The following is a 25,854-nucleotide window of genomic DNA, read 5'->3' as shown; positions in this document are numbered from 1 at the left end:
TTTTGTGAGCGGCCTGGGAGTCAGGTGTGTGAGGCGCAGGTAAGCCCAAGGGGCAATTAATAACCTGTTCTCGTGACCTAGCGCCCGCTGATCTCCAGGTGACCATCACAGCTCATTAACGCCTGAAGCCTCTTTTGCCCGATGTCGAACGGGACGATCCACCAGTTCGTTCTGGAGTCATACGATGCCCCTGGCTGTAGCTCATACGGTGTTGTCTTCACCATCTCAGGATGCCGCATAAAATAAGCATCAAGTGATTGCAGCCAGAACTGCTCACCGTTATCGGGGCAGGACATTTCAGGTCGCTCATCGCATCCGGCAAGCACGACCGACAGCAAGACGGCCAAAGTTTTAAAGCGGGATTTCATTCGCCATTCCTTGTGAAGTCGGGCTAAGCCTAACAGAGGTTACTCAAGGGTTGGCCACCCACGGCAGGTAGCCCGCGTAAGGAGGGCATTGTTTCCCGCCTGACGTTAAGGGAGCACTGTTCGGCGACACCGCAGTTCATCGATATCTACTGCACGTGCAGCAAACGGGAATCTGTAGGAGCGCGCTTGCCCGCGATTCGGTCTGTGCGTCGATGAGAATTGCTCGCATACCGCATTTTTCTGTGAGGTTGTAAGCAGTTGATTGATAAGCCATGCCGAATGATGGCACTGTCTGGTTTCACTAACGAAAGGATTCCCATCGTGTATCGCAAAGCGTCCCTGATCTTGTGCCTTAGCTGCTTGCCTTTTCTCTCTCAAGCGGCCGATTACGACATTAAAAAATACTGTGCAAAGGTGTCGGAGTCAGTCGGCGGCAGTGCCCAGATTGAGCTCGGCTGTCGTGATCTGGAAGCAGATGCCAAGGCGGAGATCCCCGCGAAGAACGCTTCGCCAAAGATACTGAAGTACTGTGACCAGGTAGCGAAATCGGTGGGCGGCAGCTACCAGATATTGGGCGGATGCATTGATCAAGAGCTCGAGGCTCAAGCGCAACTGGATAAGTGATTCTGCTCGGCTAATAAAACCCGCTCATGCGGGTTTTTTGGTTCTGGAGGACCAATGCCTGTCAGCCCGCAGGCTTCTGGGGTCAACGAAATGCCCGGCGGGACCCGCGATAACTACAACGTCCAACTTCGCATCGACGCGTGGTGCGATGCCAGCGGCATGAGCCGCGCAAGTCTGCATCGCAGGCTTCCTGTCCATGACCTGCCTCAGCCCCTGCGATACCAGAAACAACTCAGATTGCAGGAAGCCCGCCAGCTTCTGCTGGCCGGTGGGCACCGCGCGTCTGACGTGGCGTTTGCTGTGGGTTATGAAAGCGCATCGCAGTTTAGCCGCGGAGTATTCACGGCAATTCGGCACGTCGCCTGCGCGGGACGTAAGGGAGATACGACAGGCGATCGGCACTCCGACGAGGGCGTAAAGGGAGGTTGGCTATCAACAGCAAGACCTGCTTTGAAAACAGATTAGCGATTGGTTTTTCTCGGCAGCGCATTGAGTTGGCGCGGAGCGAGCGCAATTAAAGTGTCGGCTTGGGCACTGGGGTGTCAGGGATCGACTTGGCATCTTTAGGCCTTACCGGACAGCCGTCTGACAAGCCCCATCGAGTAATGACGCCACCCTCTACAAGAAACCTTTGAACGCACCAGACATACCTTGGGTTATATCCACCGGCGCCTGCAAGCCACAGATATTCATAAGACAGCATGCTGGAACCATCTGCCATCTTATAGCTGTTTTTGGGCGTTCCCCATGACATGACCAGGTCATCTGCCGAGGACCCCACCCATGAGGCCAGTACATCCTCGGTCGTCTGAAACCGCTGGTTGTACAGCAGATTCCCCAGCGGAGAGTTTGTACACCCGGAGAGCATGACGCCCATCAACACGACACCCAATAGCTTCATGCCCTGACTCCATTAACCATATTTATTAAAACGGCAGGCGTGTCGTTAGCGCCTCGTTATTCCGATTTTTCAAGTGTTAACCTGAATGAAAAATCCCTGTTTGTTTGGCGATTTTTAGAATGTGTCATCGCATTCAGATTTTTGGATCAATCATTTGGTAAAGGCGTTATACGCCCCGTCCACAGCCCAAAAAAATAGTACACGTGTACTATTTTGTGACGTGCAAAAACACTCTAAGTTGAAGAGGAACACTGTTTGCCATCCGCCTTGGTGATTTGATGTTCGGGCGGTGCTGATGGTTATTCCGGCGACCTCAAAACGCTGGAATAGCTGAGAGCTGCCCATAGCGTCCGTCGACCTGGACAGCCCTCTCTAGCGGAAGCTGTTTAGCCGGAATTTACGCAGCGCTCTGGCTGGGCGCGCTGAGTCTCGAAGCCTCGTCAATCTTGCCTCGCGCCATTTCAATCAGGTGCATTACTGTAAACGCATGATCACGCTGACTGCCGTTCAGGCTCACAACCGCTGAATGCCGCCTCGCCGGATGCCCAAAGACGTTTCTCAATCACCCGATGCACATCGCACGCTTCCAGCATCAACAGGTGAGCGGTACTGGCGATGGCCACCAGATCGTTCTCGTCCGCGTCGGTGGGCTTCATATTGATCAGCGTATCGAGGAAGCGCGTCACAAGACTGACCCGCAGCTCCGCGCAGGCTTGCAGATCTTTCAATGGCGCTTCCGAGTCCAGTAGAAAAACGGATTTGTCCTGGCCTGGTTGGGAGAGAGGAATGTAGCGGGGGAGTGGGGGGCTGTGGCTCATTGTGGAAGCTCCTATGTTATGTTCGGCCGCCGCGACCGTCGTCAAACGATCAGGGCGGTAGCTGTGCGTGGATTGACGAACCGGAACATAGGAACAACCCGGCAGGCCGTGAGGCCTTCCACGCACAGCCACCATAACAGTGGCAGCTGCTTCACCTATGTTGAACGGATCGTCAAATCCAGTCGTTGATTTGGCAACGACGGCGCGCAGATTAGAGTTCCGGCAAAAGGCGAAGGCGGTATTTATATATATTTATTCGTGAGGTTGAAGGCTGGATGTGTTGCCGGGCATGAGCGCCTGACAGTCGACCTTTAGGAGCACCAGTTTTGGGTGTTGGGATCGTTGTTGATGGGAGCGTGATCCGCTTGGACCTCGTGGCGTGGCTCGATACGGCAGGGCAGTTATCTGGTGATTTATGGGAAAGAACGCCGAAGGTAATGGCGACTCAACCAATCAACGGCCATAAAAAAACACCTAGGTCACCGCGAGTTACTTTTTTGTACTGCTGGATTTGGTGGGGGCGGGGGATTTGAACCCGCATCCAAGCTACGTAGGCCGGGGCTTACAGGGCTGGAGCTGTAATTTTGCTGTCAATTCGGTAAGTGGGTGCATCGGGAGTTCTCGGCGAGAAACGGTCTTAGGCTTTGGTACGCTCTTGTTGCCTCGTCCAAATGCTCACCCGCAGCCTTAGACCTAAGTGACTCGGCAAATGTGACTATGTCCTTATCACGTCCAGTGGCTCGCGCAAGATCTTGCTCCGCCTCTAAAACTATCGCCCACATAAACGTAATTAGCCCTTCTGAACTCATAGGGCGCTCAACTAGCCTAGGGATTATTTCGGATAGCTTTAAAACCAGAAGGCGTGCCCTTAAAAGTGGGTGAGGGTGGGACGATTTTTTGAAGTCTCGTTCGGTCCAAGGCCCTGGGTATTCAGACCTCATTAATATGTATATGGAGTATAGAACTGTCCTAATGGCCCGCTCAGTCGTCCCTAAGCACATCTCTTGTCCTTGATAGTAAACTTCACTAACTTCATTTCTCATTTGGTGAAGGTTAGCGGACGCGGAGGTTATCATCTCAGACAGAATGATTAACGCTCCTTGATCTGCGTCTAGCTCCAAAGCTTGATACAGCATTCCATCCGTATCTGAAACGGCCCGATTCGCTCCGAGGCCGTCAACTATAGCTGTTGATCCCTTGATTTCACGATGCCATTCAAGATGGCCGTGCATCAGATGCGTTATTTCGTGAAGGAGAACAAACTGTGTGGCAGTCATCGCGAAAGTCATTGCAGCTTCCCGCCTTAGCGCACATTTAGGTCTGGTGTAAGGCTCGCTGTTATCTTCTCGGGGCATGAGCAAAAGAGGGGGTAAATCGTCTCGTTCGAGGTCAGTATTCCCGTATCCAAAGAACGAGTCCTTGGAACTAAGTATTGTTGTGAATATATCTATAGTCCTGCTAATTTTTCCTTCGGATATTCCAATAAAGTCAAAGTGCTCCCCAAGGTTTTTGTCGGAGCTGTAGGAGAAAGCGTCTAAGCTATTACTACGTAGTACTGCATAAGCAATATTTATACGTCTTTTGTCGTACAGATATTTTTCGGTGGTGCCTACAATTTGATCTAGCAAGCTTTTTAAAAAAGGCGCATAACTATGCAGCTCTTCCTGTTTGTTTGGTGCGAGCCCTTGCATTGTTCGCTTTTCTATTTCGCGCTTTAATTCTTCAGTATAGTAGAGTGGAAGTCCATCCTCGCCTAGTTGCAACATGATCTTCTTCCATAGTAATTATCGGGCTTCAAGTCATCTGTTTCCGAGATGGATCTGAAATCCAGAGACTCTCAGCTTTTTCGCCTGCCAATGTATCCGCCGAAGGCATCCATCGTCCATATACCCTGGTGATCATTGTCCAGTCGCTATGGCCCATCTGCTTAGCGACCCACATTGGGTGCTCACCAGCGGATAGCATCATTGAGGCGTAGGTGTGTCGAGTCTGATACGGCCTACGATACCGGACGCCCGCCTTCTTCATCGCGGGAACCCACATCGTCTTCCGGATCGGACCATCGCCCGCCCACCGCTCGAGCGTGCGAGGGTTCTGGAACACCTCGGCATCCGCCATAAACGTATGCGCCTTCTGTGCTCTAAGGGCTTCCATCGCGGGCCATAGCAACTTCACTGCTCGGCGGCCCGCTGCGGTCTTTGTCGCCTCGGCCTGACCCTTCGCTGCCTGGGTCATAGCGCGGCTCACCATCACCTGTTCGCGCAGCCAGTCGATGTCGCCCCAGTCCAAGGCTACGAGCTCGCTGGTGCGCAAGCCTGTCCACAGTGCGAACTGCATCATGTTGCGCGCCTAGCCGGAGAGGGCGCCCAGATGGGTGCGGTTCATATGGTTATCAGTGATCACAGCATGACCAGTGAGAATTGCGCACATACTTGGCAGCAGGCGTGGCCCAAAACTCCACGGTAAAGGCTGCTCAGTTCGGGATTCGCAAAGTGTTACCATTGAGGCAAGCAGACGCTGAAGCTGGGTAATCACGTCTTTTTCAACGATGTGCTGTAGTGTCGAACAGATAGAGGGATACAACTCAGCGCAGCAAGGGTTGCTATTCACCTGTGATCTGCAGCGTTGGGCGGACCACGTAGGATCTTGGACAGTTTTCGCAATGGATCTCTGCTTCAAACTCCAGATCTGAATAAAAGACGCTCATATCAAGATTGCAGCCTGAGCAGGGGACGAGAATTCTCGCTCCAAATTTTACCCTTCCTGCCTCATGCTCTATGAAGTGTAGCGTATTGCAGTTCGTATCTTGACAGTGTATGCGGTCATGATTTTCGACGAATTTTTGGGTGTAGAGGATCGTTGCTCCGCATTTCTCACATTCAAAGTTTTCATATGCTGTTTTAATTATAATTAAATTACCATCCAGTAGCCTGCTCAGTGCGGTATGAATTTTAAGGATCTTAGCTTTGGCGATCGTAAAGTCTTTAATTTTCGCGGGCTGCGGTAAGTGCAAAAAACTTCCTAGTGTGTTGTAGTATCTACTTAGTTCTCGGTTTTTGATGTTGTTGTATTTAATATTTATAGGGTTGCTGCCATCCTGCTCCGAGATCGTGACTTGCAAATCCATATCTGAAAGCTCATCAAACATGGAAAGCATTTTCATTGCTTTGTTCGGCTCCCACCTCTGAAAGATAGATTTAGGAATTTCATCTGCGCCACTGAGTAGACGCTCGTAAACGTGAGCTTCAAGAAAGTATCTCATTTCGAGGCATGCATACCGCAGCGATGAAAGATCGTCGTTGAGAAGAAGGCTGGAAGCCCTAGATAGGTGTTCGGTTTTATCGTACGCGCGCGTCATCTGACATCCTTGCCATGTGCATGGGCCTGATAATTTTTTAGATACCGGTCACGGTGCAACCGACCGGCTTAGCGTCGAGACTGTGATCTTCACACATGCTTTACGCATTGCATAATCATCACTGATTGCCATTTAAACCGATGTTTAAACTATCTCAGCCTTCGTCAGATTCATTGGTCGAACCGGGCGTAAATGCTTGCAGAGTTTTAGACAGTGTTTGGGCCAGCTCTTTGCAGCCGTGGTTTTCAGACCTCTCAATCTCATACTGCTACATTAACGTAGGGAGGCCATAGCTACGAAGGTCAAGCAGGCGCTGAAGCCGGGACGTCGCATCTTCTCATGTGCCATGACTGCCCTCGCGCATATCTTGCAGAGGATTGACGAGCTTACAGTGCTTTTCCTTAAGCCGCGCTAACCTGGCCGAGCGAGGAAATTGATTCGATCATCTGCCCGGTATTTCTTACGATGGATTGAGCATCAATCTCCGAAATAGTATCGTCCAGAAGGTAATCGGCTCTGACTCTAAGTGTATGTAGAGCGCCGATACGTGCGCCTAGTCGGCGTACCCCCTTCTGCTTATCTTTATCGTCGCAAATAAAAGCAATCAGCATGTCAGCAAGCTTTTTGTGGGTTGAACCTTTGGTGCTGCTGATGGGGATGTTCAGCTCATCTTCAGCAAAACACAGCGTGGCATGATATGCGCTGTAGTAGGATCGACTAACAATGTTGCGACAATCAATTTCCGTCAATTCTGAAGACAAAATGGCAGCCAAGGACCAATCTTGGAAGCAATTATTGGAAATAGGCATGTTGAGATTCCATATCTACTAAACTCTCCTGATTCGCCGGAATGTAAACAAACGACATCATGCTAAGCAGATCTCCTTGCTCATCGTCTATAAGCTGGTCCGCCAGAGCGAAGTTCATGTCAGCAATAATCTCTGCTGTGCCTACAATCCCTGCGTAAAACGCAACCCTTGCTCCCCCGTAAGAGGACAAGCTCATAAATCTGCCGGAGTTTATTTTCTTGTCAAACGCTAGGCATACCTTCTCAGCCGACCTGTAAACAGATTTAGCAGCAGATGGGGAAACCTCAAGTTCTTCAAATAAACCATGGAGCTTAATAGCCTCTGATACAAACTCACTATTAAGTATCTTAGCAGTGTCAGATTTCTCTGCGCTATTATTCAAAGCGTCCATGAACTCATCAGTGCCGAAAGTAACTAAGGTGGTTGCAGCTAACTCCATAAGAATAGAGGTTGGCTCATTGGAATACTTTAACGCGTTCAAGTATGCATCATGAGCGTCTGCAACTCTTCCAAGTCGCGCCAGAGAGTTTCCAAAATTCTCATGCATATCTGCTTCTTCCGGAAGCATTTCAAATATTGTTTCAAAAGTAGAAACAACATCTTCGTATTTCTTTTCCAGAGTTAAAAGTATTGCTTCGCAAAGCAGCGATGCAGGAACGTCGACATTCTCGAGCTTGGCAATCTCACGTCTCAGCCGAGCTGTGGTGAAAGGATCAGGAACCATGTGACGCGACGAAAAACTGTTGAGTTCCCCGAGAACGGAATCCGCAATCGTTTTGGCAACCGCCATGTATTTGCTCCTGACTTAATCGCAGAGCGTCATCGCTCCGCATGCCATGTCCGCCTACTGGAGCATGACCTCCGTTGTGGCGAAGTTACTCACAATGATCGTCCAATGCAATGCTGGATATGCACCCACTGCGCCCATGCTGCCTCTAGGTACGGCGAGGCTGTCATAAAGCTGGAATTCCTGAGCCAAAACAGCTCCGAAAGGCACAAAAAAAGCACTCGCGGTAAACGCTAAGTGCTTGATTTGTAATGCTTGTTTGGTGGAGCCGGGGGGATTTGAACCCCCGTCCGCCAGTACTCCGCTGTCGGTCCTACATGCTTAGCCGTGTCTATTAAGTTAACCCTCAGCGACCCGACGGGCAGGGTGCTTTGGGCGAGCTGTGTAAGTTTTAGCCGATTCGTCCACAGCGTACTGCACGGCGATTCTGTTCTATATGACAATCACTTCGGGTTTACAGACATCCCCTGATGATTGCTGGAGCCGAAGCTACCAGAAGTGCGGGCTAGGCTGCTTACGCAGCTAGTTGAGCACCGTAGTTATCGTCATTGGCAACTATAGAAAGTTGCAACAGTGGATTTACGACTTCTGTTACCAAGTCGGCATGCACCTAAAGTTTCATCACCGGCGTCGAATCCTAATCGGCCCCAGGTGACTGCTTTCGCAGTCAGGTCGCGGAGTGTACTCCAATGAGTCTCTCGCGTCGACCTTCTGACGCATCCGGTTTTCGGCCAGCTGTGGGGCTGGCCGTAGCGCGGATTACTTGGCGCCTTCGCTGCCCGAGCCGGTATTTTTCAGCTTGGTGATGGTCTGAGTAGTCAGCTCGATGCAGGTTTTATCGTCGCCAGCTTTTTGGGCTTTCATGGCGGCTTCTTCGGTTTTTTCGATTTCAGCTTTAGTGTCAGCCGACAGGTTGGTAGCGGACGAAGTGTGCGCATCCTTCAGAGTCTGCAGGTTGGCACCGCAAAGGTCATCGGCGGCAAATGCCGGGGAACCCAACAGGGCGGCGGTGAGGAACAATCCAGTGAGTGCTGTGCGCTTCATTGTGTATCTCCTTTTAAGCCTGTGGACTCGGTGTGGCCGGTCGATGAGGCCTGTAGCCGAGGTCTGTGAGTAAGCCCGACTACAGAATTGGCGGGCTTACAGGAACTGACTGTTCACAAACGCAGGGGTTCTATTTTTTTTCATACTCATGTGAAAAAGCCATATTTCGCGATAAGGGCACCAAAATGGGGCGATTGCCGCTACCAGGTCGCGATCAGGCAATTTTGGCCTGTGTGACGCGATCTACCAGATAGACCAACCCGTGGTAGTCAATACCGCCATGTTGTGACAGTCCAATCTCGCAGGTTCGGCTGGTGGAGATGCCTTCGTTGCAGTGCTGGACCGCGTCTTTAAGCGTGCGCAGTGAGTGGGTGTTCAGCTCCGGGGTTGTGAAGCCTTTATCCCCCGCGAAGCCGCAGCAATGGATACCTTCCGGGATGACCACGTTGATGCTGCACAGGCGCGCCAGCTCGATCAGCGCCTGGCTTTCGCCCAGGTGCTGCGTGCTACAGGTGACGTGTACGGCGATCGGTTCTTGCTGGGGTGTGAAGGTTAGTTTGTCGAGCAGGTGCGTTCGGATGAAGCGCACGGGATCGTAGAGGTCCAAGCGGGTGTCTTTGAGGTTTTCCACAAGGCGCAAAGTGCAGGGGCTGGTGTCGCAATAGATCGGATCAAGCCCGCCACGGCTGGCTTTGCTTAGCGCCGCCAGTAGCTGCTCACGTTTGCTATCGGCCTGCTCGTTGTAACCTTTTGACGCAAAAGGCTGGCCACAGCACAGGTTGTCCTGATCTTCGGGGAACACTACTTGGTAGCCTGCTTTTTCGAGAAGGCCACGGGTTTTATCCAATAGCGACATCTGTTCTTTGTCACCCGCAGCCGGGCCCATGACCCGGGATACGCAGGCTGCGAGGTAAACCACTCGCGGGCGCTGATCTTCAACGGGCGGTGTGAAACGTATCGCTTGTTCGGGCTGCGGCATGGCCGGGAACCATTGCGGCACGCGCCCTGCGGAGGCTTTGCTCAGCGCGGCGGAAAATTTGGCGAGACGCGGCGCACCGAGCAGCATGCGTGCGCCATTGGCGGCATGCAGGGTGAAGCGTGCGCCCTGCAGCACGGTTTTGAAATGATTGGCCATCCAGCCCGCAGCCTGTGGCTGACTGGCCTCCTGGCTACGCAGCTTCTTGATCAGCTCGCCGGTATTGATGCCGACCGGGCAGCGTTTTGCGCACAGGCCGGTGGCGGCGCAGGTTTCGATGCCTTGATAGTGGTAGGCCTTTTCCAGTTCGTCGGTGTTGATGCCCGCACGTTTGCGCGCCTGAATGTCACGCCAGATCACGATGCGTTGGCGTGGGCTGAGGGTCAGGCCCTTGGAAGGGCAGACCGGTTCGCAGAAACCGCATTCGATGCATTTGTCGACGATTTCATCCGCAGCGGGCAGCGGTTTCAGGTGCTTGAGGTGGATCTGCGGATCGGTGCTCAGCACCACGTCGGGATTGAGAATGCCGTTGGGGTCGAGCAGCCGTTTGAGTTGCCACATCAATTGATAGGCGTCGTGGCCCCACTCCAATTCCACGAAGGGCGCCATGTTGCGGCCGGTGCCGTGTTCGGCCTTGAGCGAGCCGCCAAACTCGACCGCCACCAATTGCGCGACGTCTTCCATGAACGCCTGATAGCGGGCGACTTCCTCTGGGTTGTTGAAGCCCTGGGTGAACACGAAGTGCAGATTACCTTCCAGGGCGTGGCCGAACAGAATGGCTTCGTCGTACTGGTGTTTGTCGAACAGCGCGATCAGGCGGCGCACGCCGATGGCCAGTTGTTCGACGGGGAAGGTCACGTCTTCGATGATCACCGTGGTGCCGGTCTGGCGGACTGCACCGACGGCGGGGAAGGTGTCTTTGCGGATGGCCCACAGGCGGGCGTTTTCCAGCGGGTCTTCGGTGAAGTCGACCTGTTTCTCCACGGGAAAAGATGCCAGCGAGGCCATGATCTGCGCCAGTTGTTCGTGCAGCAACGGGCTGGACGCAGCGCGTGCTTCTATCAGCAGCGCGCAGGCGTTTGCCGACAGTTCACGGACGAAAGCGGGCATGCCGGGTTTGTCCTGTACCGAGCGCATGCTGCGTCGGTCGAGCAGTTCGACGGCGGCCACGGGCTGGCTTTTCAGGACGGTGACGGCGTTGCAGCAGGTTTCCACATCCGGGAAGACGATCAGTGCCGACGCCTTGTTGGGATGGTCGATGACGGTGTCGTAGGTCACTGCACTGATAAAGCCTAACGTGCCCTCGGAACCGACCAATAAGTGGCTGAGGATATCCAGCGGTTCATTGAAGTCCACGAGTGCGTTGAGTGACAGGCCGGTGGTGTTTTTCAGGCGGTATTTATGGCGGATCTTCGCGGCCAGTTCGGTGTTGGCGCGAGTTTCGCGGCTCAGTCTGGCGAGCTGTTCCAGCAGGTCGGCATGGCTGACGCGAAAGGCTGCAACGCTGTTTGGGTCTTCAGTATCGATGCGGGTGCCGTCGGCCAGTACCACGCGAATACCGGCCAGCGTGTGGTAAGTATTTTGCGCGGTGCCGCAGCACATGCCGCTGGCGTTGTTGGCGACGATGCCGCCGATCTTGCAGGCGTTGATGGACGCCGGGTCTGGGCCGATCTTGCGACCAAATGGCGCGAGCCAGACGTTGGCCTGTGCGCCGATTACACCCGGTTGCAGGCGGATTTGCGTGCCGTGCTCGCGCACTTCGCGGCCGTTCCAGTTGTCGCCCAGTATCAACAACACTGAATCGCTGATGGCTTGGCCGGAGAGGCTGGTGCCCGCGGCGCGAAAGGTCACCGGGACGTTTTCGCGCTGGGCCAGTTTGAGCAAGGCGACCACTTCATCTTCGGATTCAACGCGGATCACCAGCTTGGGAATCAGCCGGTAAAAACTCGCGTCGGTGCCAAAGGCCAGCGTTGAAAGTGGATCGTCGAAGCGGCGATCGGCAGGGATCAGGTGGTGGGCTTCGGTCAGGAAGGAGGCGGGCAGGCTCATGCGGTCTTCCTCAGGCAGTCAGGTGCTCAGGTTTTCTGGATTAGCGACGCCGCGGCATCTGGCGTGCCGCGTGCGTTTTGATACATGAGCTCAGGCGCCCAGTTCACGAACCAGCGAGTCGCGGGAAATCTCGCTGATGGATTTGGCCCCGGTCAGCACCATGGCCACGCGCATTTCCTTTTCGAACAGGTCGAGCAGGTTTTTCACGCCTGCCTCGCCGTGGGTGGCCAAGGCGTAAATGAACGCGCGGCCGATCAGTACGGCATCGGCACCCAGTGCGATCATGCGCACCACATCCAGCCCGCTGCGAATGCCGGAATCGGCGAGGATCTTCAAATCACCTTTCACGGCGTCAGCGATGGCGGGCAGGGCGCGAGCGCTGGACAGCACGCCGTCGAGCTGACGGCCGCCATGGTTGGACACGATGATGCCGTCGGCACCGAATTTCACCGCGTCGCGGGCGTCTTCCGGGTCCAGAATGCCTTTGATGAGCATCGGGCCGTCCCAAGTGTCGCGGATCCATTCCAGGTCCTTCCAAGAAATAGACGGATCAAAGTTGTTGCCCAGCCAGCCAATGTAGTCGGCAAGGCCGGTGGGGTTACCACGGTAGGTCGAGATGTTGCCCAAGTCGTGCGGGCGGCCGTTGATGCCCACGTCCCACGCCCATTGCGGGTGAGTCATGGCTTGCAGGACCCGGCGCATCGGGCCGTTGGCACCGCTCATACCGTGATGGGCGTCACGGTAGCGTGCTCCGGGCACCGGCATGTCGACGGTGAACACCAGCGTTTTGACTCCGGCAGCCTTGGCCCGCTCAAGGGCATTGCGCATGAAGCCGCGGTCCTTGAGCACGTAGAGCTGAAACCAGATGGGGCGGTCGATGGCCGGGGCGACTTCTTCTATCGGGCAGACGGACACGGTGGACAAGGTGAACGGAATGCCTTTGGCGGCTGCCGCGCGCGCTGCTTGTACTTCGCCGCGCCGGGCGTACATGCCGCACAGGCCGATGGGCGCGAGCGCCATGGGCATGCTCATGGATTCGCCGAACAGCGAGGTTTCCAGGCTCAGTTCGGACATGTTCTTCAGCACGCGTTGGCGCAGAGCAATGCCAGCCAGGTCCGAGACGTTGTGGCGCAACGTATGCTCGGCGTAGGCGCCGCCGTCAGCGTAGTGAAACAGGAATGGCGGCAGCTTGCGTTGCGCTGCGGCGCGGTAGTCAGTGGAAGCGGAAATAATCATGGGCTCTCACAACTTGAGTGGGTGGGCAGCCGGGCGCGCTCAGTGCGCCCGGCGCTTGTTTCATCAGTGCACCAGCATGCCGGTGAACCAGTACGCCTGGGCGTAGGTCATGCAGCCAATAATGGTGGCGAAGAAAATGCTGTGCTTGAGGGTGAAACGGAACAGGTCGGACTCCTTGCCCACCAACCCGGTCGCGGCGCAGGCAACGGCGATGGACTGCGGGGAAATCATCTTGCCCGTCACGCCGCCCGTGGAGTTGGCGGCGACCATCAGCACATCACTGACGCCCACCTGATGCGCGGTGGTCGCTTGCAACGAGCCGAAGAGCGCGTTGGACGAGGTGTCCGAACCGGTCAGGAACACGCCTAGCCAACCCAGGAATGGCGAGAAGAACGGGAAGGCCGCGCCGGTCCCGGCCAATACCAGGGCGAGAGTCGAGGACATGCCCGAGTAGTTCATGACGAAGGCAAAAGCCAACACCATGCCGATGGACACGATGGCCCAGCGCAGTTCTTTCAGGGTTTCCTTGAAAGTGGTCAGACCGGTGCTCGGAGTAATCCGCAACACGATCATCGCCAGGATGGCGGAGAACAGAATTGCCGTGCCCGATGCCGCGATCAGGTCGAACTTGTACACCGCAGGCATGGCTGTCGCCTTGGCGACGATAGGTGCGGTTTTCATCACCAGTTGGTCGAGGTACGGAATCGGGATGTTCATCGTCCACGCCTGCAAGGCACCACCGGCGAGGAACATTGCCTTGAAGGGCTTCAGTGTCCATATGGTGACCATCACGGTGAGAATCAGGAACGGCGACCAAGCCTTGATGATTTGGCCCATGGTGTAGGGCGATTTGACTGAGGTGGGTGGCTGACCGAATCCGCCAGGGCTGCCCATTACGGCTGCGCCGCCCAAACTGCTGACTACGGTTTCGCCCGCTTTTTTGGGCTGCCAGACTTTCAGGAAGAAGGTCAGGGCAACCATGCTCACCAGTGCCGAGGTGATGTCCGGCAGTTCCGGGCCAATGTAGTTGGAGGTCAGGTACTGGGTAACCCCGAAGCTCACGCCTGCGACCAGCGCAGCGGGCCAGGTTTCTTTAACGCCCTTGACGCCATCCATCATGAACATCAGCCAGAACGGCACGAACACCGACAGGAACGGTAATTGCCGCCCCGCCATGGCGCCAATCTTGAACGGGTCGATGCCCGATACCTGCCCCGCCACAATCACCGGAATGCCCAGTGCGCCGAAAGCCACCGGCGCGGTGTTGGCAATCAGGCACAGGCCCGCCGCATAAAGCGGGTTAAGGCCAAGGCCGACTAGCAACGCAGCGGTAATTGCCACCGGTGCGCCGAACCCTGCTGCGCCTTCCAGAAAGGCCCCAAAACAAAACGCGATCAACAGCACCTGGATGCGCTGGTCATCGGTGATGGACATGACGGAGCTGCGGATGATCTCGAACTGCCCGCTTTTGACGGTCAGTTTGTAGAGGAACACCGCAGCCACGATGATCCATGCGATGGGCCACAGCCCATAGGCAAACCCGTATCCAGCGGCCGCGAGCGCCATGCCAGCCGGCATCTGGAACACGAAGATCGCGACCAGCACCGATAACGCCAGCGTAATGCTGCCAGCGATGTGCCCTTTGAGCCTGAAGACGGCCAATGCCAGAAAGAAAAACACGATGGGTATGAGTGCAGCGGCGGCCGAAAGGCCAAGACTGCCCAAGGGGGTATAGAGCTGTTGCCAGGTTTGCATATGGGAGGCCCCTAATTGTTTTTGGATAGGCCCGGTATTCCGTGTCTTACGTGCGAGGCTTCGGTCTGACGCCCAGGGTACTGGACGTCCTGCCGACGCTGACGAACGAATCGCACAGCTCACCAGTTCAAGCCTTTCATCATCTTGAAAGGTTCTTGCAGCGCAGTAGAGAGTAGCTACTGATACTGGCATTGGATAATTGGTAATACCAATTTACAATGTCTAGTCGCTAGCGTAGAAGCCTTGCTATTGATGTGTCAATTTGCAGTGGTGCGACTTTCGTAGAAGACCCTGTTAAATGAGCCGCTGATATGGCTTTTCGGGCGCTATCTGGCGGGTGCTTGAAAGGCGGCAATCAGCCAGAATACGCGCGCCCGGTAACACGATCGGGGAAGTGGAGTGAGAGTGATGGGCTTTGATCAGGTGCGTCAGCGCCGTTTGTCCGACGATATTGTCGAGCAGCTTGAACGAATGATTCTTGAGGGCACGCTCAAGTCAGGCGGGCGCTTGCCCGCCGAGCGTACGCTTGCTGAGCAATTTGGTGTTTCCCGGCCTTCCTTGCGCGAAGCGATCCAGAAGCTGACCGCGAAAGGCCTGTTGATCAGCCGCCAGGGCGGCGGCAATTATGTAGTGGAGAACATTGGCTCGACGTTCAGCGATCCGCTGCTGCATCTGCTGGAAAGCAGCCCGGATGCGCAGCGCGACCTGCTGGAGTTCCGTCACACGCTTGAAGCGTCCTGCGCCTACTACGCGGCGATGCGCGCCACGGATGTGGATCGCGAGCGTCTGCGGTTAGCGTTCGACACTTTGCAGGATTGCTACACGCGGGTAGGCGAAGTTAGCCGGGCAGAGGAGGGCGCAGCAGATGCGAGCTTTCATATGGCTATCGCCGAAGCGAGTCATAACGCCATTTTGCTGCACACCATTCGCGGGTTGTTCGATCTGCTCAAACGCAACGTGGTGATCAACATTGGCGGGATGTACAAACAGCGCAGCGAAACCCGCGACATGCTGATCAGTCAGCACCGGGAGTTATACACAGCCATTATCGAAGGGCGCGCGGACGATGCGCGTGATATTTCCAGTCGTCATTTGCTGTACGTGCAGGAAGTGCTGGAAGAAGTGCGGCAGCAGGCGCAACGCACGGCTCGGGCGGAGCGGCGGAATGGGATGTGATCAGATAGACCAACAGGGCGTTGAGTCTGTGCTAACCCATCTGTCGTGGGACCGGCTTTAGCCGGGAAGAGGCCGTTACAGTCACTAAAAATGTGTCGTCAGAAATGCCGCCTTCCCGGCTAAAGCCGGTCCCACGTCGAGGGCCCTATTTGCAGGCAGACATGAGGTCGCGCCTGCAAATAGAGCCTCGCAGAGTAATGAATCAGGCGCTAAGCCTAATCATCCTTGCCCTTGGTCCGCACGGCACGTTGCAGCTCGCGATCGGAATCGCGCTCACGCTCGGTGTGGCGCTTGTCGTATTCCTTCTTGCCTTTACCCAGAGCAATTTCGCACTTGATCAAGTGCTGCTTCCAGTAAAGGGAAAGAGCCACGCAGGCATAGCCTTTCTGCTGAACCGATGACGTCAGCTTTTCAAGCTCGCGCTGGTTGAGCAACAGTTTGCGGGTACGTGTCGGGTCAGCGATGACGTGCGTGCTGGCAGTCGTCAACGGCGAAATGTGGCTACCCATCAGCCAGGCCTCACCATCTTTGAGCAGCACGTAACTGTCGACCAGCTGTACCTTGTTGGCACGCAGACTTTTTACTTCCCAGCCAGCCAGGACCAGACCGGCCTCGAACTTGTGTTCGATGAAGTAATCGTGACGCGCTTTTTTATTTTGCGCGATGGTCCCTGTAGGGTGTTTCTTGAGCTTAGCCATAGGCGACGCATTATAGGGACTCGCTTCAATGTCGGCTACGGGAAGCTGCATGCTTGAGCGCGTTGATTGAATCCCGGACAATGCGCGCTGCTTCGGGCGAGTATTTCTAGCCCTGAAGCACAGGTGACTAATATTTCATTCGAACCGATGCTGGCTCGCCAGGTCGATTTGTTCATCACGCTGTTCACCAAGGTGACGTGTGTTTGCAGTATCCGCAGGTTGGGTGACGGGCCTTGGCGCTCCTTGCTTTGACGTTTTTTTGATGCGCTATGTGGCGCCGTTCGGCATCCTTGATGTACTTGCCGCACAGCTTTGGAATTGACGCTGACATGACTACGCATATTCAACGTTCCGCTCTTTTGCCCTATCCGGCCAAGGCTCTCTATGACCTGGTCAATGATGTAGAGCGCTACTCCGAATTCTTGCCTTGGTGCTCTGACGCTAAAGTGCTGGAGGTGAGTGAGGAGCACATGCGCGCCAGCCTGGAAATCGCCAAGGGCGGTTTAAGCCAGCATTTTGTTACGAAAAACACGCTGGTGCCTGGGCAGTCCATCGTGATGGATCTGGTCGAAGGGCCATTCGAGCAGTTGCATGGCGTCTGGACGTTCAAGGCGCTGGGCGAAAAAGCCTGCAAGATCAGTCTCGACCTGTCGTTTGATTACGCTGGCCCCATTGTTCGCGCCACGCTTGGGCCATTGTTCAATCAGGCGGCTAATACGCTGGTGGACGCGTTCTGTCAGCGAGCGAAAGAGTTGCATGGTTGAAGCGATGCTAACGATCGAGGTGGTGCACGCTGGAGTAGATCGACAGCTGTTGCGTGCCGTTGAGATTCCAGCAGGCTCGACTGTTCAGCAGGCACTGCTGATTTCAGGGTTTGGCAATGAGTTTCCCGAGCTGGACCTGACGCAGTGCCCTGTGGGGATTTTCGGCAAGGCTGTAAGTCAGGAGCGCATAGTCGAGCAGGGCGACCGGATTGAGATATATCGCCCGCTTTTGGCTGACCCCAAGGAGATTCGTCGGTTGCGCGCTGCCAAAGCCGCGAAGGCCAGAAAAGAAAGCGGGCTTTAGCCTCTTTGGCGATACGCAGACAGCAAAAAGCCCGGCATGCCGGGCTTTTTTGTTGCTGCAGTAATGCTTTTACTGCGGCGAGACTTCCAGTGGTTCCTGGGTAGGAACAGGGACGGTCTCGACTTTGTCGACGTCTTGCTGGATCTGATCCAGCAGCGAGCCTGGCTTGGCAGGTTCTTCTTTAGGCTGCTCTGGCGTAGCAGTTGAGCTGCCGTCGTTGCCAAGAATGGCTTCATCGCGGCTCACGCCCGGCATGAAGTCGCCGGACAGGCTGACCAATTGGTCATTGCCATTGAAGATCAGCGATACGCGCTCTTGCTGACGTTCACCGCCACCAGGCTGCAGGCTGTACAGGTAATCCCAGCGATCAGCATGGAAAGTATCGGTCAGCAGGGGGTTGCCCATGATAAACCGTACTTGCCGTCGGGTCATTCCCGGCCTTAACTGGTCTATCATGTCCTGCGTGACGACATTGCCTTGCTGGATGTCGATTTTGTAAACCCCGGGGAATGAACAACCGGCGAGTGCGAGCAGTCCCACAAGGGTGAAACTGGTTAGCAGGAGCTTGGTGTTTTGCATCGGTGGGCGACTTCCACTATCTTGGCTGGGACAACGTAAACCCCGATCATACCTGCATTAAGAGAAGCTGCGAAGCAGCGTCTGCGAGAAAGCTGACCATGGTTGAAAATAGCGAACTACGAAAAGCCGGACTTAAAGTGACCCTGCCACGGGTCAAAATACTACAGATGCTCGATTCCGCCGAGCAGCGCCACATGAGTGCCGAGGATGTTTACAAGGCACTGATGGAAGCTAGCGAGGACGTCGGACTGGCCACGGTTTACCGTGTACTGACCCAATTCGAAGCGGCCGGATTAGTGGTTCGCCACAATTTCGACGGTGGACATGCGGTATTCGAACTGGCTGACGGCGGCCACCACGACCATATGGTCAACGTGGAATCCGGAGAAGTGATCGAGTTCTTCGACGAAGAAATCGAAAAGCTTCAGAAAGCGATTGTCGAGCGGCACGGCTTCGAGTTGGTGGATCACAACTTGGTGCTCTATGTGCGCATGAAAAAGGCCTAAGTCTTTTTTGATGCAATCAGCAAAGGCGACCCTAGGGTCGCCTTTGTGCGTTTTGGAGAACCTGACGACGTGGGACCGGCTTTAGCCGGGAAGGCGGTATTTCTGACGACGCACATGCAGCGGCTGGTCAGGCCTCTTCCCGGCTGAAGCCGGTCCCACGTCATGAATAAGCGTCATCAGCTCTTGGCTGTCACGACCATTTTCTTCGCATGGGCCAGCGATTCTTTGGTCAGGTCGATCCCGCCCAGCATCCTCGCGACTTCTTCGATACGCTCATTCTTGCTCAGTTTTGATACAGCAGTGCGGGTTGCTTCGCTGTCGCGGACTTTGTGCACAAACAGATGCTGGTGTCCCTGCGCTGCTACCTGCGGCAAGTGAGTCACCGTCATGACTTGCCCGCGATCACCCAGGCGTCGCAGCAATTGGCCGACGATTTCAGCCGTGGGGCCGCCGATCCCGACATCCACTTCGTCGAAGACCAATGTCGGTACTCGAGATGTCTGCGCAGTGATCACCTGAATCGCGAGGCTGATCCTTGAGAGCTCACCGCCCGACGCCACTTTGGCCAGCGCTTTGAGCGGCTGGCCAGGGTTGGCGCTAACCAGCAGTTCAACCTGTTCAAGGCCGTTGGGCAGCAATTCTTTCTCGGGGTTGGCCTTGAGCTCGATGCTGAACCGTCCGCCGGGCATGCCAAGGCGCTGGATTTCGTGCTCCACGGCAGCTGCCAGTTCCGGTGCTGCGCGATGGCGCAGGTCGCTCAGTTCCCGGGCCTTCTCTTTATAGTGACGTGCGAACGACGACAATTCATTTTCCAGTCGCTCGATCGCTTCGTCGTTGGCATTCAGTGTTTCGATCTCGTCCAGCAGCTTCTGTTGAAGCGTTGCGACCTCCGTCGGCTGGATGCGATGTTTGCGCGCCAGGGTATAGATGGCGTCGAGACGTTCTTCAAGCTGCTGCAGGCGAGCCGGATCAGCGTCGAAGTGATCAAGGAAGCGGTTGAGTTCGCCGACCGCTTCTTCTACCTGAATCTGTGCGCTGGACAGCAGATTGGTGGCTTCGCTCAAAGCGGTCGGCGAGTCATTGACGCTGCCAAGGCGATGCAGGCTGGCGGTCAGCGCGTTCAATACATTCCCGGAATCGTTCTCGCTGCACTGCTCGACCACCTGACGGCAAATACTCAGCAGGCTTTCGGCGTTGGTCAGGGTTTTCTGTTCCTGCTCAAGCTGCTCCAGCTCATTCTCGCCAAGGCTGAGGCTTTCCAGTTCTTCAAGCTGATAGCTCAGAAGCTGATGGCGCGCGCGTTGCTCGTCGCCGGAGTTGGAGAGTTTGTCCAGCTCCTGGCGGGTCTGCCGCCAGCGCTGGGCGGCAAGCTGTACCTGGCGGGCAAGATCAGTGGCGCCTGCGTACTCATCCAGCAGACGACGGTGAGTGTCAGTCTTGAGCAGCGATTGATGTTCGTGCTGGCTGTGAATGTCGATCAACAGCTCACCCAGTGCTTTCAAGTCACCTTGAGGGCAGGGCGTGCCATTGATGTAGGAGCGCGAGCGACCTTCGGCGGTGATGACCCTGCGCAGGATGCACGGGCCGTCGTTGTCCAGATCACGCTCTTGCAGCCAGGTTTGCGCTTCGGGAATGTCGACCAGATCGAAGGTCGCCAGAATGTCTGCCTTATCCGCGCCGGGCCGAACCACGCCGCTGTCGGCTCTGTCGCCCAGGGTCAGGCCGAGGGCGTCGAGCATGATCGATTTACCAGCCCCGGTTTCACCGGTGATCACGCTCATGCCGCGGTCCAGCTCAAGATCGAGATGTTCAACGATGGCGTAGTTATGTACGGAAAGGTGCACCAGCATGGAGTGGCTCCCAAGCGATAAGTCTGGTTATTTATACAGTGTTTTATTTGTCGGTGACAATGCCCTGATTTAGCTCGATTCGTTCGGGAGCAAGCTTTTTTTAGTCCATTTGGCGATTTGTTCAAGTGCGATAAGGACTTGGCTTTGGCCGGAGGTTTTGTGAGGACTTTTGTCGATCTGTTGAAATTTGCTCTTGAAGCTGAAAATTCCGCTCCCATATAGGGGGGCAGAAGCGCGATTTGAGGTCGCGGACGTATTGAAAGGAGAAATCTATGGCTGACGAACAGAATCTGGATGCGCAGACCCAGGACCAGGCTGCCGAAGCGGTTACCGGTGAAGAATTGGTCACCCGCGTGCAAGTGCTCGAAGAGCAGCTGGCTGCGGCACAGGACCAGTCCCTGCGTGTGGCTGCGGATTTGCAGAACGTCCGCCGCCGTGCAGAACAGGATGTAGAAAAGGCTCACAAGTTTGCACTTGAGAAGTTTGCGAGTGACTTGCTGCCGATCGTGGACAGCCTTGAGCGTGGTCTGGACCTGTCCAGCCCGGACGACGAAAGCATTCGTCCGATGCGTGAAGGTATCGAGCTGACGCTGAAAATGTTTGGCGACACGCTCAAGCGTTACAACCTTGAAGCGATTGATCCGCATGGCCAGCCATTCAATGCCGAGCACCATCAGGCAATGGCCATGCAGGAAAGCGCAGATGTTGAACCAAACAGCGTTTTGAAAGTGTTTCAGAAGGGCTACCAGCTTAATGGTCGCCTGCTGCGCCCGGCCATGGTCGTGGTCAGCAAGGCTCCATCGCCTGTTCAGCCATCAATTGATGAGCAGGCTTGAAATCAGCTGTCTGGCCCCCATTTATAGGCCAAGCGTTTAAGAGCTACCGCAATTTGTAAACGCAGTTGCGGCAACCAAATTCAAAATTTCGGGAGATTCAAAGATGGGCAGAATTATCGGTATTGACCTGGGGACCACCAACTCCTGCGTCTCCATTCTGGAAAACGGCACCGTCAAGGTTATCGAGAACGCCGAAGGCGCTCGTACCACACCTTCGATCATCGCTTATGCCAACGATGGCGAGATTCTGGTAGGCCAATCGGCCAAGCGTCAGGCGGTCACCAACCCGCACAACACCCTGTACGCGGTAAAGCGTCTGATCGGTCGTAAGTTCGAAGAAGAAGTCGTTCAGAAAGACATTCAGATGGTCCCGTACAAAATCGCCAAAGCTGACAATGGCGACGCATGGGTTGAAGTCAACGGCAAGAAAATGTCGCCTCCTCAGATTTCTGCGGAAATTCTGAAGAAGATGAAGAAAACCGCTGAAGACTACTTGGGCGAAGCAGTAACCGAAGCGGTGATCACCGTTCCGGCTTACTTCAACGACAGCCAGCGTCAGGCCACCAAAGACGCCGGTCGTATTGCCGGTCTGGACGTAAAACGTATCATCAACGAACCAACCGCAGCCGCTCTGGCTTACGGTATGGACAAAGCGAAGGGCGACCACACTGTCATCGTTTATGACCTGGGTGGCGGTACTTTCGACGTTTCGGTTATCGAAATCGCGGAAGTTGATGGCGAGCACCAGTTTGAAGTGTTGGCAACCAACGGTGACACGTTCCTGGGTGGTGAAGACTTCGACATCCGTCTGATCGACTACCTCGTTGACGAATTCAAGAAAGAAAGCGGCATGAACCTCAAGGGTGACCCGCTGGCGATGCAGCGCCTGAAAGAAGCCGCTGAGAAAGCCAAGATCGAGCTGTCCTCGAGCAATTCGACCGACGTTAACCTGCCGTACATCACTGCAGACGCAACCGGTCCAAAGCACTTGAACGTGAAGATCTCGCGCGCCAAGCTGGAATCGCTGGTTGAAGACCTGGTTCAGCGCACTATCGAGCCTTGCCGTCTCGCGTTGAAAGACTCCGGTATCGACATCAGCGCAATCAACGACGTGATCCTGGTCGGTGGCCAGACTCGCATGCCGTTGGTACAGCAGAAAGTGACCGAGTTCTTCGGTAAAGAAGCTCGTAAGGACGTTAACCCGGACGAAGCAGTTGCGATGGGTGCTGCTATTCAGGGCGCAGTATTGGCTGGCGACGTTAAAGACGTTCTGCTGCTGGACGTTAGCCCGCTGACCCTGGGTATCGAAACCATGGGCGGTGTGATGACTGCTCTGATCGACAAGAACACCACGATTCCTACCAAGAAATCGCAAGTGTTCTCCACTGCTGACGACAACCAGAACGCCGTGACCATCCACGTGCTGCAAGGTGAGCGTAAGCAGGCCGCTCAGAACAAGTCCCTGGGCAAGTTCGACCTGGCCGAGATTCCACCAGCACCGCGTGGCGTTCCACAGATCGAAGTAACGTTCGACATCGATGCCAACGGCATCCTGCACGTAGGCGCCAAAGACAAGGCGACCGGCAAGCAGCAGTCGATCGTGATCAAGGCTAACTCCGGTCTGTCGGACGAAGAAATTCAGCAAATGATCCGTGATGCTGAAGCCAACACTGAAGAAGACCGCAAGTTCGAAGAGCTGGCGACCGCGCGTAACCAGGGCGACGCACTGGTTCACTCGACTCGCAAAATGATCTCCGACGCGGGCGACAAAGTGACCGCAGAAGAAAAAACTGCGATCGAAGCTGCGCTGGTTGCTCTTGAAGCTGCTGTCAAAGGCGACGACAAGGCTGCCATCGACGCCAAAGTCGAAGAGCTGTCCAAGGTTTCCGCGCCAGTGGCTCAGAAGATGTACGCCGAGCAGGCAGAGCAACCGGAAGCGGGTGCCCAGGCTGCGAAGGAAGAAACCAAGCCTGCTGACGACGTTGTCGATGCAGAGTTTGAAGAAGTAAAAGAAAACAAGTAAGCGCAGGCTCACTTGCAAGCCAGTTGACCGTTTTCGGGCGGTCGCTGGTAGGATGTCGCCGCGCGGGAGCTTGCTCCCGCGTTGGCGTGTCTGGAACAGACGAATTTTTTGCGGCCTGCGGTATGTACCGCAAGCCGATGTGGCAAGGTCGTCATGCTCCTGCATACGGCTTGTTCTGCCGCTTTCCCGGTCAGTCTGGCCGGTGAAATGAAGACCAGGATCGTTGAATTGACGTGAGTTGGGTCCGGGCCTGTATGGGGCTCAACGAGTTTGGCAAGGCTCAGGAGGGTTTTGCCGGACGTCCTCAAGAGTGCGGAAGAATTTATGGCTAAGCGTGACTATTACGAAGTATTGGGGGTGGAGCGAGGCTCCAGCGAGGCTGATCTGAAGAAAGCTTATCGTCGTCTGGCGATGAAGCATCACCCTGATCGCAATCCTGATGACAAAGCGTCGGAAGAACTGTTCAAAGAGGCCAACGAGGCCTACGAAGTTCTGTCCGATGCCAGCAAGCGCGCAGCCTACGACCAGTATGGTCATGCTGGCGTCGACCCAAGCATGGGGGGCGGCGGTTTTGGCGGTGGCGCGGGCGGTGCGAACTTCTCCGACATTTTCGGCGATGTGTTCAGTGACTTCTTCGGCGGTGGCCGGGGCGGTGGCGGTGGTCGTGGCGGCGCTCAGCGTGGCAGCGATCTGCGCTACACCCTTGAGCTGAACCTCGAAGAGGCCGTGCGCGGCACCTCGGTCAATATCCGCGTTCCGACGCTGGTTAACTGCAAGCCTTGCGACGGTTCGGGTGCCAAGAAAGGCTCCTCGCCTGTTACGTGCCCGACCTGTGGTGGTATTGGCCAGGTTCGCATGCAGCAAGGTTTCTTCTCGGTGCAGCAAACTTGTCCGCGCTGCCACGGCAACGGCAAGATCATTTCCGATCCGTGCGATTCCTGCCATGGCGAAGGCCGCGTCGAAGAGTACAAGACCCTCGCTGTGAAAGTACCGCCTGGGGTTGATACCGGCGATCGTATTCGTCTTTCCGGCGAAGGCGAGGCGGGTACGCAAGGTGGGCCAACGGGTGACCTGTACGTGGTGATCAACGTGCGCGAGCACGCGATCTTCCAGCGTGACGGCAAGCATCTGTTCTGCGAAGTGCCGATCAGCTTCACTGACGCCGCCCTGGGTGGTGAGCTGGAAGTGCCAACACTGGATGGTCGCGTCAAACTGAAGATCCCTGAGGGTACCCAGACCGGCAAGCAGTTCCGTTTGCGTGGCAAGGGTGTCGCTCCGGTGCGTGGCGGTGGTGCGGGTGATTTGATGTGCCGCGTTGCTGTCGAGACTCCGGTTAATCTGGGCCGTCGTCAGCGTGAACTGCTTGAAGAGTTCCGCTCAACGCTGGAAGGCGACAGTTCTCACTCCCCGAAAGCCACTGGCTGGTTTGACGGTGTGAAGCGTTTCTTCGGCGATTTGTAACGGGAGCAGGACATGCGACGTATTGCTGTGATGGGCGCCGCCGGGCGCATGGGTAAGATTTTGATCGAGGCTGTTCAGCAGGCGCCGGGCGCTGGTCTGACAGCGGCGATCGATCGGCCTGACAGCACGCTGGTTGGCGCTGACGCTGGCGAATTGGCTGCGCTGGGTCGTATCGGCGTTCCGCTGTCGGGTGATCTGGCCAAAGTGGCTGATGAGTTCGATGTGCTGATCGACTTTACGCACCCTTCGGTGACGCTGAAAAATCTGGCGTTCTGCCGTAAGGCAGGCAAGGCCATGATCATTGGCACCACGGGTTTTACGGCTGAAGAAAAGCAGCGTATTGCCGAAGCGGGCAAAGAGATTCCGATCGTCTTCGCCGCCAACTTCAGCGTCGGTCTGAATCTTTGCCTGAAGTTGCTCGACACTGCTGCTCGCGTGCTGGGTGATGATGTCGATATCGAAATCATTGAGGCGCACCACCGTCACAAGGTCGACGCACCGTCCGGTACGGCGCTGCGATTGGGTGAGGTGGTTGCCAATGCGCTGGGTCGTGATCTGGAAAAGGTTGCTGTCTACGGTCGTGAAGGTCAGACCGGTGCCCGTGATCGTCAGACCATTGGTTTTGCGACTATTCGAGCCGGTGACGTTGTGGGTGATCACACCGTCTTGTTTGCCTCCGAAGGCGAGCGCGTCGAGATTACACACAAGGCGTCCAGCCGCATGACTTTCGCTAAGGGCGCAGTCAGGGCGGCAATGTGGCTTGAGGGTCGCGAGGCGGGTCTGTATGACATGCAGGACGTGCTTGATCTGCACTGATTGACGGCTGCAAAAGAGGCGCAACCCTAGAGTTAAGGGTGTTGCGCCTCTGTTTTATCCTTTCCAGGGAACTTCTGTCGCATTCCCTCGTCATTTCGCCTCATTGGCGGTAGACC

23 protein-coding genes, 1 other RNA gene and 2 pseudogenes are annotated in these 25,854 nt (G+C 55.5%); 10 read left to right on the top strand and 16 right to left on the bottom strand.

Annotation, left to right across the window (positions count from 1 at the left end; genetic code table 11):
* Window positions 1-77: 77 nt before the first annotated feature.
* The gene (locus tag AUC60_RS10700; RefSeq protein ID WP_087266535.1) at window positions 78-368 is read right to left on the bottom strand and encodes a hypothetical protein; all 291 of its coding nucleotides are present in this window, start codon (window positions 366-368) and stop codon (window positions 78-80) included.
* A 321-nt stretch (window positions 369-689) separates the two neighbouring features.
* Here AUC60_RS10700 and AUC60_RS10695 point away from each other — a divergent pair, with 321 nt between their 5' ends.
* Window positions 690-992 (top strand): hypothetical protein, encoded by a 303-nt coding sequence (locus tag AUC60_RS10695; protein WP_087266774.1) that lies wholly within the window; start codon window positions 690-692, stop codon window positions 990-992.
* Window positions 993-1,097: 105 nt separating this feature from the next.
* A pseudogene (locus AUC60_RS10690) lies at window positions 1,098-1,410 on the top strand (helix-turn-helix transcriptional regulator); the annotation flags it as partial.
* A 96-nt stretch (window positions 1,411-1,506) separates the two neighbouring features.
* Here AUC60_RS10690 and AUC60_RS10685 read toward each other — a convergent pair.
* From AUC60_RS10685 to AUC60_RS10630, 12 genes and pseudogenes are all read right to left on the bottom strand, one after another.
* Window positions 1,507-1,893 carry a hypothetical protein gene (locus AUC60_RS10685; protein WP_087266534.1) on the bottom strand — a complete coding sequence of 129 codons (387 nt, stop codon included), beginning with the start codon at window positions 1,891-1,893 and terminating at the stop codon, window positions 1,507-1,509.
* Between the two features lie 491 nt (window positions 1,894-2,384).
* A complete protein-coding gene (locus tag AUC60_RS10680; RefSeq protein ID WP_087266532.1) occupies window positions 2,385-2,711 on the bottom strand; it encodes a hypothetical protein in 327 nt (108 codons plus the stop codon).
* 590 nt (window positions 2,712-3,301) lie between these two features.
* On the bottom strand, window positions 3,302-4,477 hold the full coding sequence (locus tag AUC60_RS10675; protein ID WP_087266530.1) for a M48 family metalloprotease: 1,176 nt from the start codon (window positions 4,475-4,477) through the stop codon (window positions 3,302-3,304).
* Between the two features lie 28 nt (window positions 4,478-4,505).
* Window positions 4,506-5,060, bottom strand: a pseudogene (locus AUC60_RS10670) (site-specific integrase); the annotation flags it as partial.
* Between the two features lie 253 nt (window positions 5,061-5,313).
* Complete coding sequence (locus AUC60_RS10665) at window positions 5,314-6,069, bottom strand: hypothetical protein (RefSeq protein ID WP_087266528.1); 756 nt, start codon at window positions 6,067-6,069, stop codon at window positions 5,314-5,316.
* A gap of 401 nt (window positions 6,070-6,470) precedes the next feature.
* The gene (locus AUC60_RS10660; protein WP_087266526.1) at window positions 6,471-6,878 is read right to left on the bottom strand and encodes a hypothetical protein; all 408 of its coding nucleotides are present in this window, start codon (window positions 6,876-6,878) and stop codon (window positions 6,471-6,473) included.
* A complete protein-coding gene (locus tag AUC60_RS10655; RefSeq protein WP_087266524.1) occupies window positions 6,862-7,668 on the bottom strand; it encodes a hypothetical protein in 807 nt (268 codons plus the stop codon). The genes AUC60_RS10660 and AUC60_RS10655 overlap by 17 nt, the downstream gene beginning before the upstream one ends.
* 257 nt (window positions 7,669-7,925) lie before the next feature.
* Window positions 7,926-8,314: a transfer-messenger RNA gene (gene ssrA / locus AUC60_RS10650) on the bottom strand.
* Window positions 8,315-8,424: 110 nt separating this feature from the next.
* On the bottom strand, window positions 8,425-8,709 hold the full coding sequence (locus AUC60_RS10645) for a hypothetical protein (protein ID WP_087266522.1): 285 nt from the start codon (window positions 8,707-8,709) through the stop codon (window positions 8,425-8,427).
* Window positions 8,710-8,923: 214 nt separating this feature from the next.
* Entirely contained in the window at window positions 8,924-11,734 is a 2,811-nt protein-coding gene (locus tag AUC60_RS10640) for an FAD-binding and (Fe-S)-binding domain-containing protein (RefSeq protein ID WP_087266520.1), read from the bottom strand.
* 90 nt (window positions 11,735-11,824) lie between these two features.
* Window positions 11,825-12,970, bottom strand: a complete 1,146-nt coding sequence (lldD, locus tag AUC60_RS10635) for an FMN-dependent L-lactate dehydrogenase LldD (RefSeq protein WP_087266518.1) — start codon at window positions 12,968-12,970, stop codon at window positions 11,825-11,827.
* Window positions 12,971-13,033: 63 nt separating this feature from the next.
* Window positions 13,034-14,725, bottom strand: coding sequence for a lactate permease LctP family transporter (locus AUC60_RS10630; RefSeq protein ID WP_087266516.1), 1,692 nt, complete (start codon window positions 14,723-14,725; stop codon window positions 13,034-13,036).
* 408 nt (window positions 14,726-15,133) lie between these two features.
* On the opposite strand from AUC60_RS10630, the gene AUC60_RS10625 reads away from it, so the two are divergent.
* Window positions 15,134-15,901 (top strand): GntR family transcriptional regulator, encoded by a 768-nt coding sequence (locus AUC60_RS10625; protein WP_087266515.1) that lies wholly within the window; start codon window positions 15,134-15,136, stop codon window positions 15,899-15,901.
* Between the two features lie 215 nt (window positions 15,902-16,116).
* On the opposite strand, the gene smpB is transcribed toward AUC60_RS10625, so the two are convergent.
* On the bottom strand, window positions 16,117-16,599 hold the full coding sequence (smpB, locus tag AUC60_RS10620) for an SsrA-binding protein SmpB (RefSeq protein ID WP_027901440.1): 483 nt from the start codon (window positions 16,597-16,599) through the stop codon (window positions 16,117-16,119).
* A gap of 329 nt (window positions 16,600-16,928) precedes the next feature.
* Here smpB and AUC60_RS10615 point away from each other — a divergent pair, with 329 nt between their 5' ends.
* Both AUC60_RS10615 and AUC60_RS10610 read left to right on the top strand, forming a co-directional pair.
* On the top strand, window positions 16,929-17,363 hold the full coding sequence (locus AUC60_RS10615; RefSeq protein ID WP_087266770.1) for a type II toxin-antitoxin system RatA family toxin: 435 nt from the start codon (window positions 16,929-16,931) through the stop codon (window positions 17,361-17,363).
* Entirely contained in the window at window positions 17,356-17,667 is a 312-nt protein-coding gene (locus tag AUC60_RS10610) for an RnfH family protein (protein WP_087266513.1), read from the top strand. Before AUC60_RS10615 ends, AUC60_RS10610 begins: the two co-directional genes overlap by 8 nt.
* 69 nt (window positions 17,668-17,736) lie before the next feature.
* Here the strand turns inward: AUC60_RS10610 and AUC60_RS10605 are convergent, their stop codons facing one another.
* Window positions 17,737-18,246 (bottom strand): outer membrane protein assembly factor BamE, encoded by a 510-nt coding sequence (locus tag AUC60_RS10605; RefSeq protein WP_087266511.1) that lies wholly within the window; start codon window positions 18,244-18,246, stop codon window positions 17,737-17,739.
* A 98-nt stretch (window positions 18,247-18,344) separates the two neighbouring features.
* Between AUC60_RS10605 and fur the strand changes: the two genes are divergently transcribed.
* The gene (gene fur, locus AUC60_RS10600; protein WP_087266767.1) at window positions 18,345-18,752 is read left to right on the top strand and encodes a ferric iron uptake transcriptional regulator; all 408 of its coding nucleotides are present in this window, start codon (window positions 18,345-18,347) and stop codon (window positions 18,750-18,752) included.
* A 176-nt stretch (window positions 18,753-18,928) separates the two neighbouring features.
* Here the strand turns inward: fur and recN are convergent, their stop codons facing one another.
* Window positions 18,929-20,602 (bottom strand): DNA repair protein RecN, encoded by a 1,674-nt coding sequence (recN, locus tag AUC60_RS10595; protein WP_087266509.1) that lies wholly within the window; start codon window positions 20,600-20,602, stop codon window positions 18,929-18,931.
* Window positions 20,603-20,874: 272 nt separating this feature from the next.
* Between recN and grpE the strand changes: the two genes are divergently transcribed.
* The 4 genes from grpE to dapB all read left to right on the top strand — a co-directional run bounded on the left by grpE (window position 20,875) and on the right by dapB (window position 25,738).
* Entirely contained in the window at window positions 20,875-21,438 is a 564-nt protein-coding gene (gene grpE, locus AUC60_RS10590) for a nucleotide exchange factor GrpE (protein WP_087266507.1), read from the top strand.
* A gap of 103 nt (window positions 21,439-21,541) precedes the next feature.
* Complete coding sequence (dnaK, locus tag AUC60_RS10585) at window positions 21,542-23,461, top strand: molecular chaperone DnaK (protein ID WP_087266505.1); 1,920 nt, start codon at window positions 21,542-21,544, stop codon at window positions 23,459-23,461.
* A gap of 324 nt (window positions 23,462-23,785) precedes the next feature.
* Complete coding sequence (dnaJ, locus tag AUC60_RS10580) at window positions 23,786-24,922, top strand: molecular chaperone DnaJ (protein WP_087266764.1); 1,137 nt, start codon at window positions 23,786-23,788, stop codon at window positions 24,920-24,922.
* 12 nt (window positions 24,923-24,934) lie between these two features.
* On the top strand, window positions 24,935-25,738 hold the full coding sequence (gene dapB / locus AUC60_RS10575) for a 4-hydroxy-tetrahydrodipicolinate reductase (protein ID WP_027900312.1): 804 nt from the start codon (window positions 24,935-24,937) through the stop codon (window positions 25,736-25,738).
* The last annotated feature ends 116 nt before the right edge of the window (window positions 25,739-25,854 follow it).

The sequence above is a fragment of the Pseudomonas caspiana genome (assembly GCF_002158995.1).
GTDB lineage: Bacteria > Pseudomonadota > Gammaproteobacteria > Pseudomonadales > Pseudomonadaceae > Aquipseudomonas > Aquipseudomonas caspiana.
This window is presented reverse-complemented; position numbering and strand designations above follow the sequence as displayed.

Excerpts from the sequence above, each read along its gene's own strand:
- AUC60_RS10700 (WP_087266535.1), bottom strand. The coding sequence starts at position 368 with ATGAAATCCCGCTTTAAAACTTTGGCCGTCTTGCTGTCGGTCGTGCTT.
- AUC60_RS10685 (WP_087266534.1), bottom strand. The coding sequence starts at position 1,893 with ATGAAGCTATTGGGTGTCGTGTTGATGGGCGTCATGCTCTCCGGGTGT.
- AUC60_RS10680 (WP_087266532.1), bottom strand. The coding sequence starts at position 2,711 with ATGAGCCACAGCCCCCCACTCCCCCGCTACATTCCTCTCTCCCAACCA.
- AUC60_RS10675 (WP_087266530.1), bottom strand. The coding sequence starts at position 4,477 with ATGTTGCAACTAGGCGAGGATGGACTTCCACTCTACTATACTGAAGAA.
- AUC60_RS10665 (WP_087266528.1), bottom strand. The coding sequence starts at position 6,069 with ATGACGCGCGCGTACGATAAAACCGAACACCTATCTAGGGCTTCCAGC.
- AUC60_RS10660 (WP_087266526.1), bottom strand. The coding sequence starts at position 6,878 with ATGCCTATTTCCAATAATTGCTTCCAAGATTGGTCCTTGGCTGCCATT.
- AUC60_RS10655 (WP_087266524.1), bottom strand. The coding sequence starts at position 7,668 with ATGGCGGTTGCCAAAACGATTGCGGATTCCGTTCTCGGGGAACTCAAC.
- AUC60_RS10645 (WP_087266522.1), bottom strand. The coding sequence starts at position 8,709 with ATGAAGCGCACAGCACTCACTGGATTGTTCCTCACCGCCGCCCTGTTG.
- AUC60_RS10640 (WP_087266520.1), bottom strand. The coding sequence starts at position 11,734 with ATGAGCCTGCCCGCCTCCTTCCTGACCGAAGCCCACCACCTGATCCCT.
- lldD (WP_087266518.1), bottom strand. The coding sequence starts at position 12,970 with ATGATTATTTCCGCTTCCACTGACTACCGCGCCGCAGCGCAACGCAAG.
- AUC60_RS10630 (WP_087266516.1), bottom strand. The coding sequence starts at position 14,725 with ATGCAAACCTGGCAACAGCTCTATACCCCCTTGGGCAGTCTTGGCCTT.
- AUC60_RS10625 (WP_087266515.1), top strand. The coding sequence starts at position 15,134 with ATGGGCTTTGATCAGGTGCGTCAGCGCCGTTTGTCCGACGATATTGTC.
- smpB (WP_027901440.1), bottom strand. The coding sequence starts at position 16,599 with ATGGCTAAGCTCAAGAAACACCCTACAGGGACCATCGCGCAAAATAAA.
- AUC60_RS10615 (WP_087266770.1), top strand. The coding sequence starts at position 16,929 with ATGACTACGCATATTCAACGTTCCGCTCTTTTGCCCTATCCGGCCAAG.
- AUC60_RS10610 (WP_087266513.1), top strand. The coding sequence starts at position 17,356 with ATGGTTGAAGCGATGCTAACGATCGAGGTGGTGCACGCTGGAGTAGAT.
- AUC60_RS10605 (WP_087266511.1), bottom strand. The coding sequence starts at position 18,246 with ATGCAAAACACCAAGCTCCTGCTAACCAGTTTCACCCTTGTGGGACTG.
- fur (WP_087266767.1), top strand. The coding sequence starts at position 18,345 with ATGGTTGAAAATAGCGAACTACGAAAAGCCGGACTTAAAGTGACCCTG.
- recN (WP_087266509.1), bottom strand. The coding sequence starts at position 20,602 with ATGCTGGTGCACCTTTCCGTACATAACTACGCCATCGTTGAACATCTC.
- grpE (WP_087266507.1), top strand. The coding sequence starts at position 20,875 with ATGGCTGACGAACAGAATCTGGATGCGCAGACCCAGGACCAGGCTGCC.
- dnaK (WP_087266505.1), top strand. The coding sequence starts at position 21,542 with ATGGGCAGAATTATCGGTATTGACCTGGGGACCACCAACTCCTGCGTC.
- dnaJ (WP_087266764.1), top strand. The coding sequence starts at position 23,786 with ATGGCTAAGCGTGACTATTACGAAGTATTGGGGGTGGAGCGAGGCTCC.
- dapB (WP_027900312.1), top strand. The coding sequence starts at position 24,935 with ATGCGACGTATTGCTGTGATGGGCGCCGCCGGGCGCATGGGTAAGATT.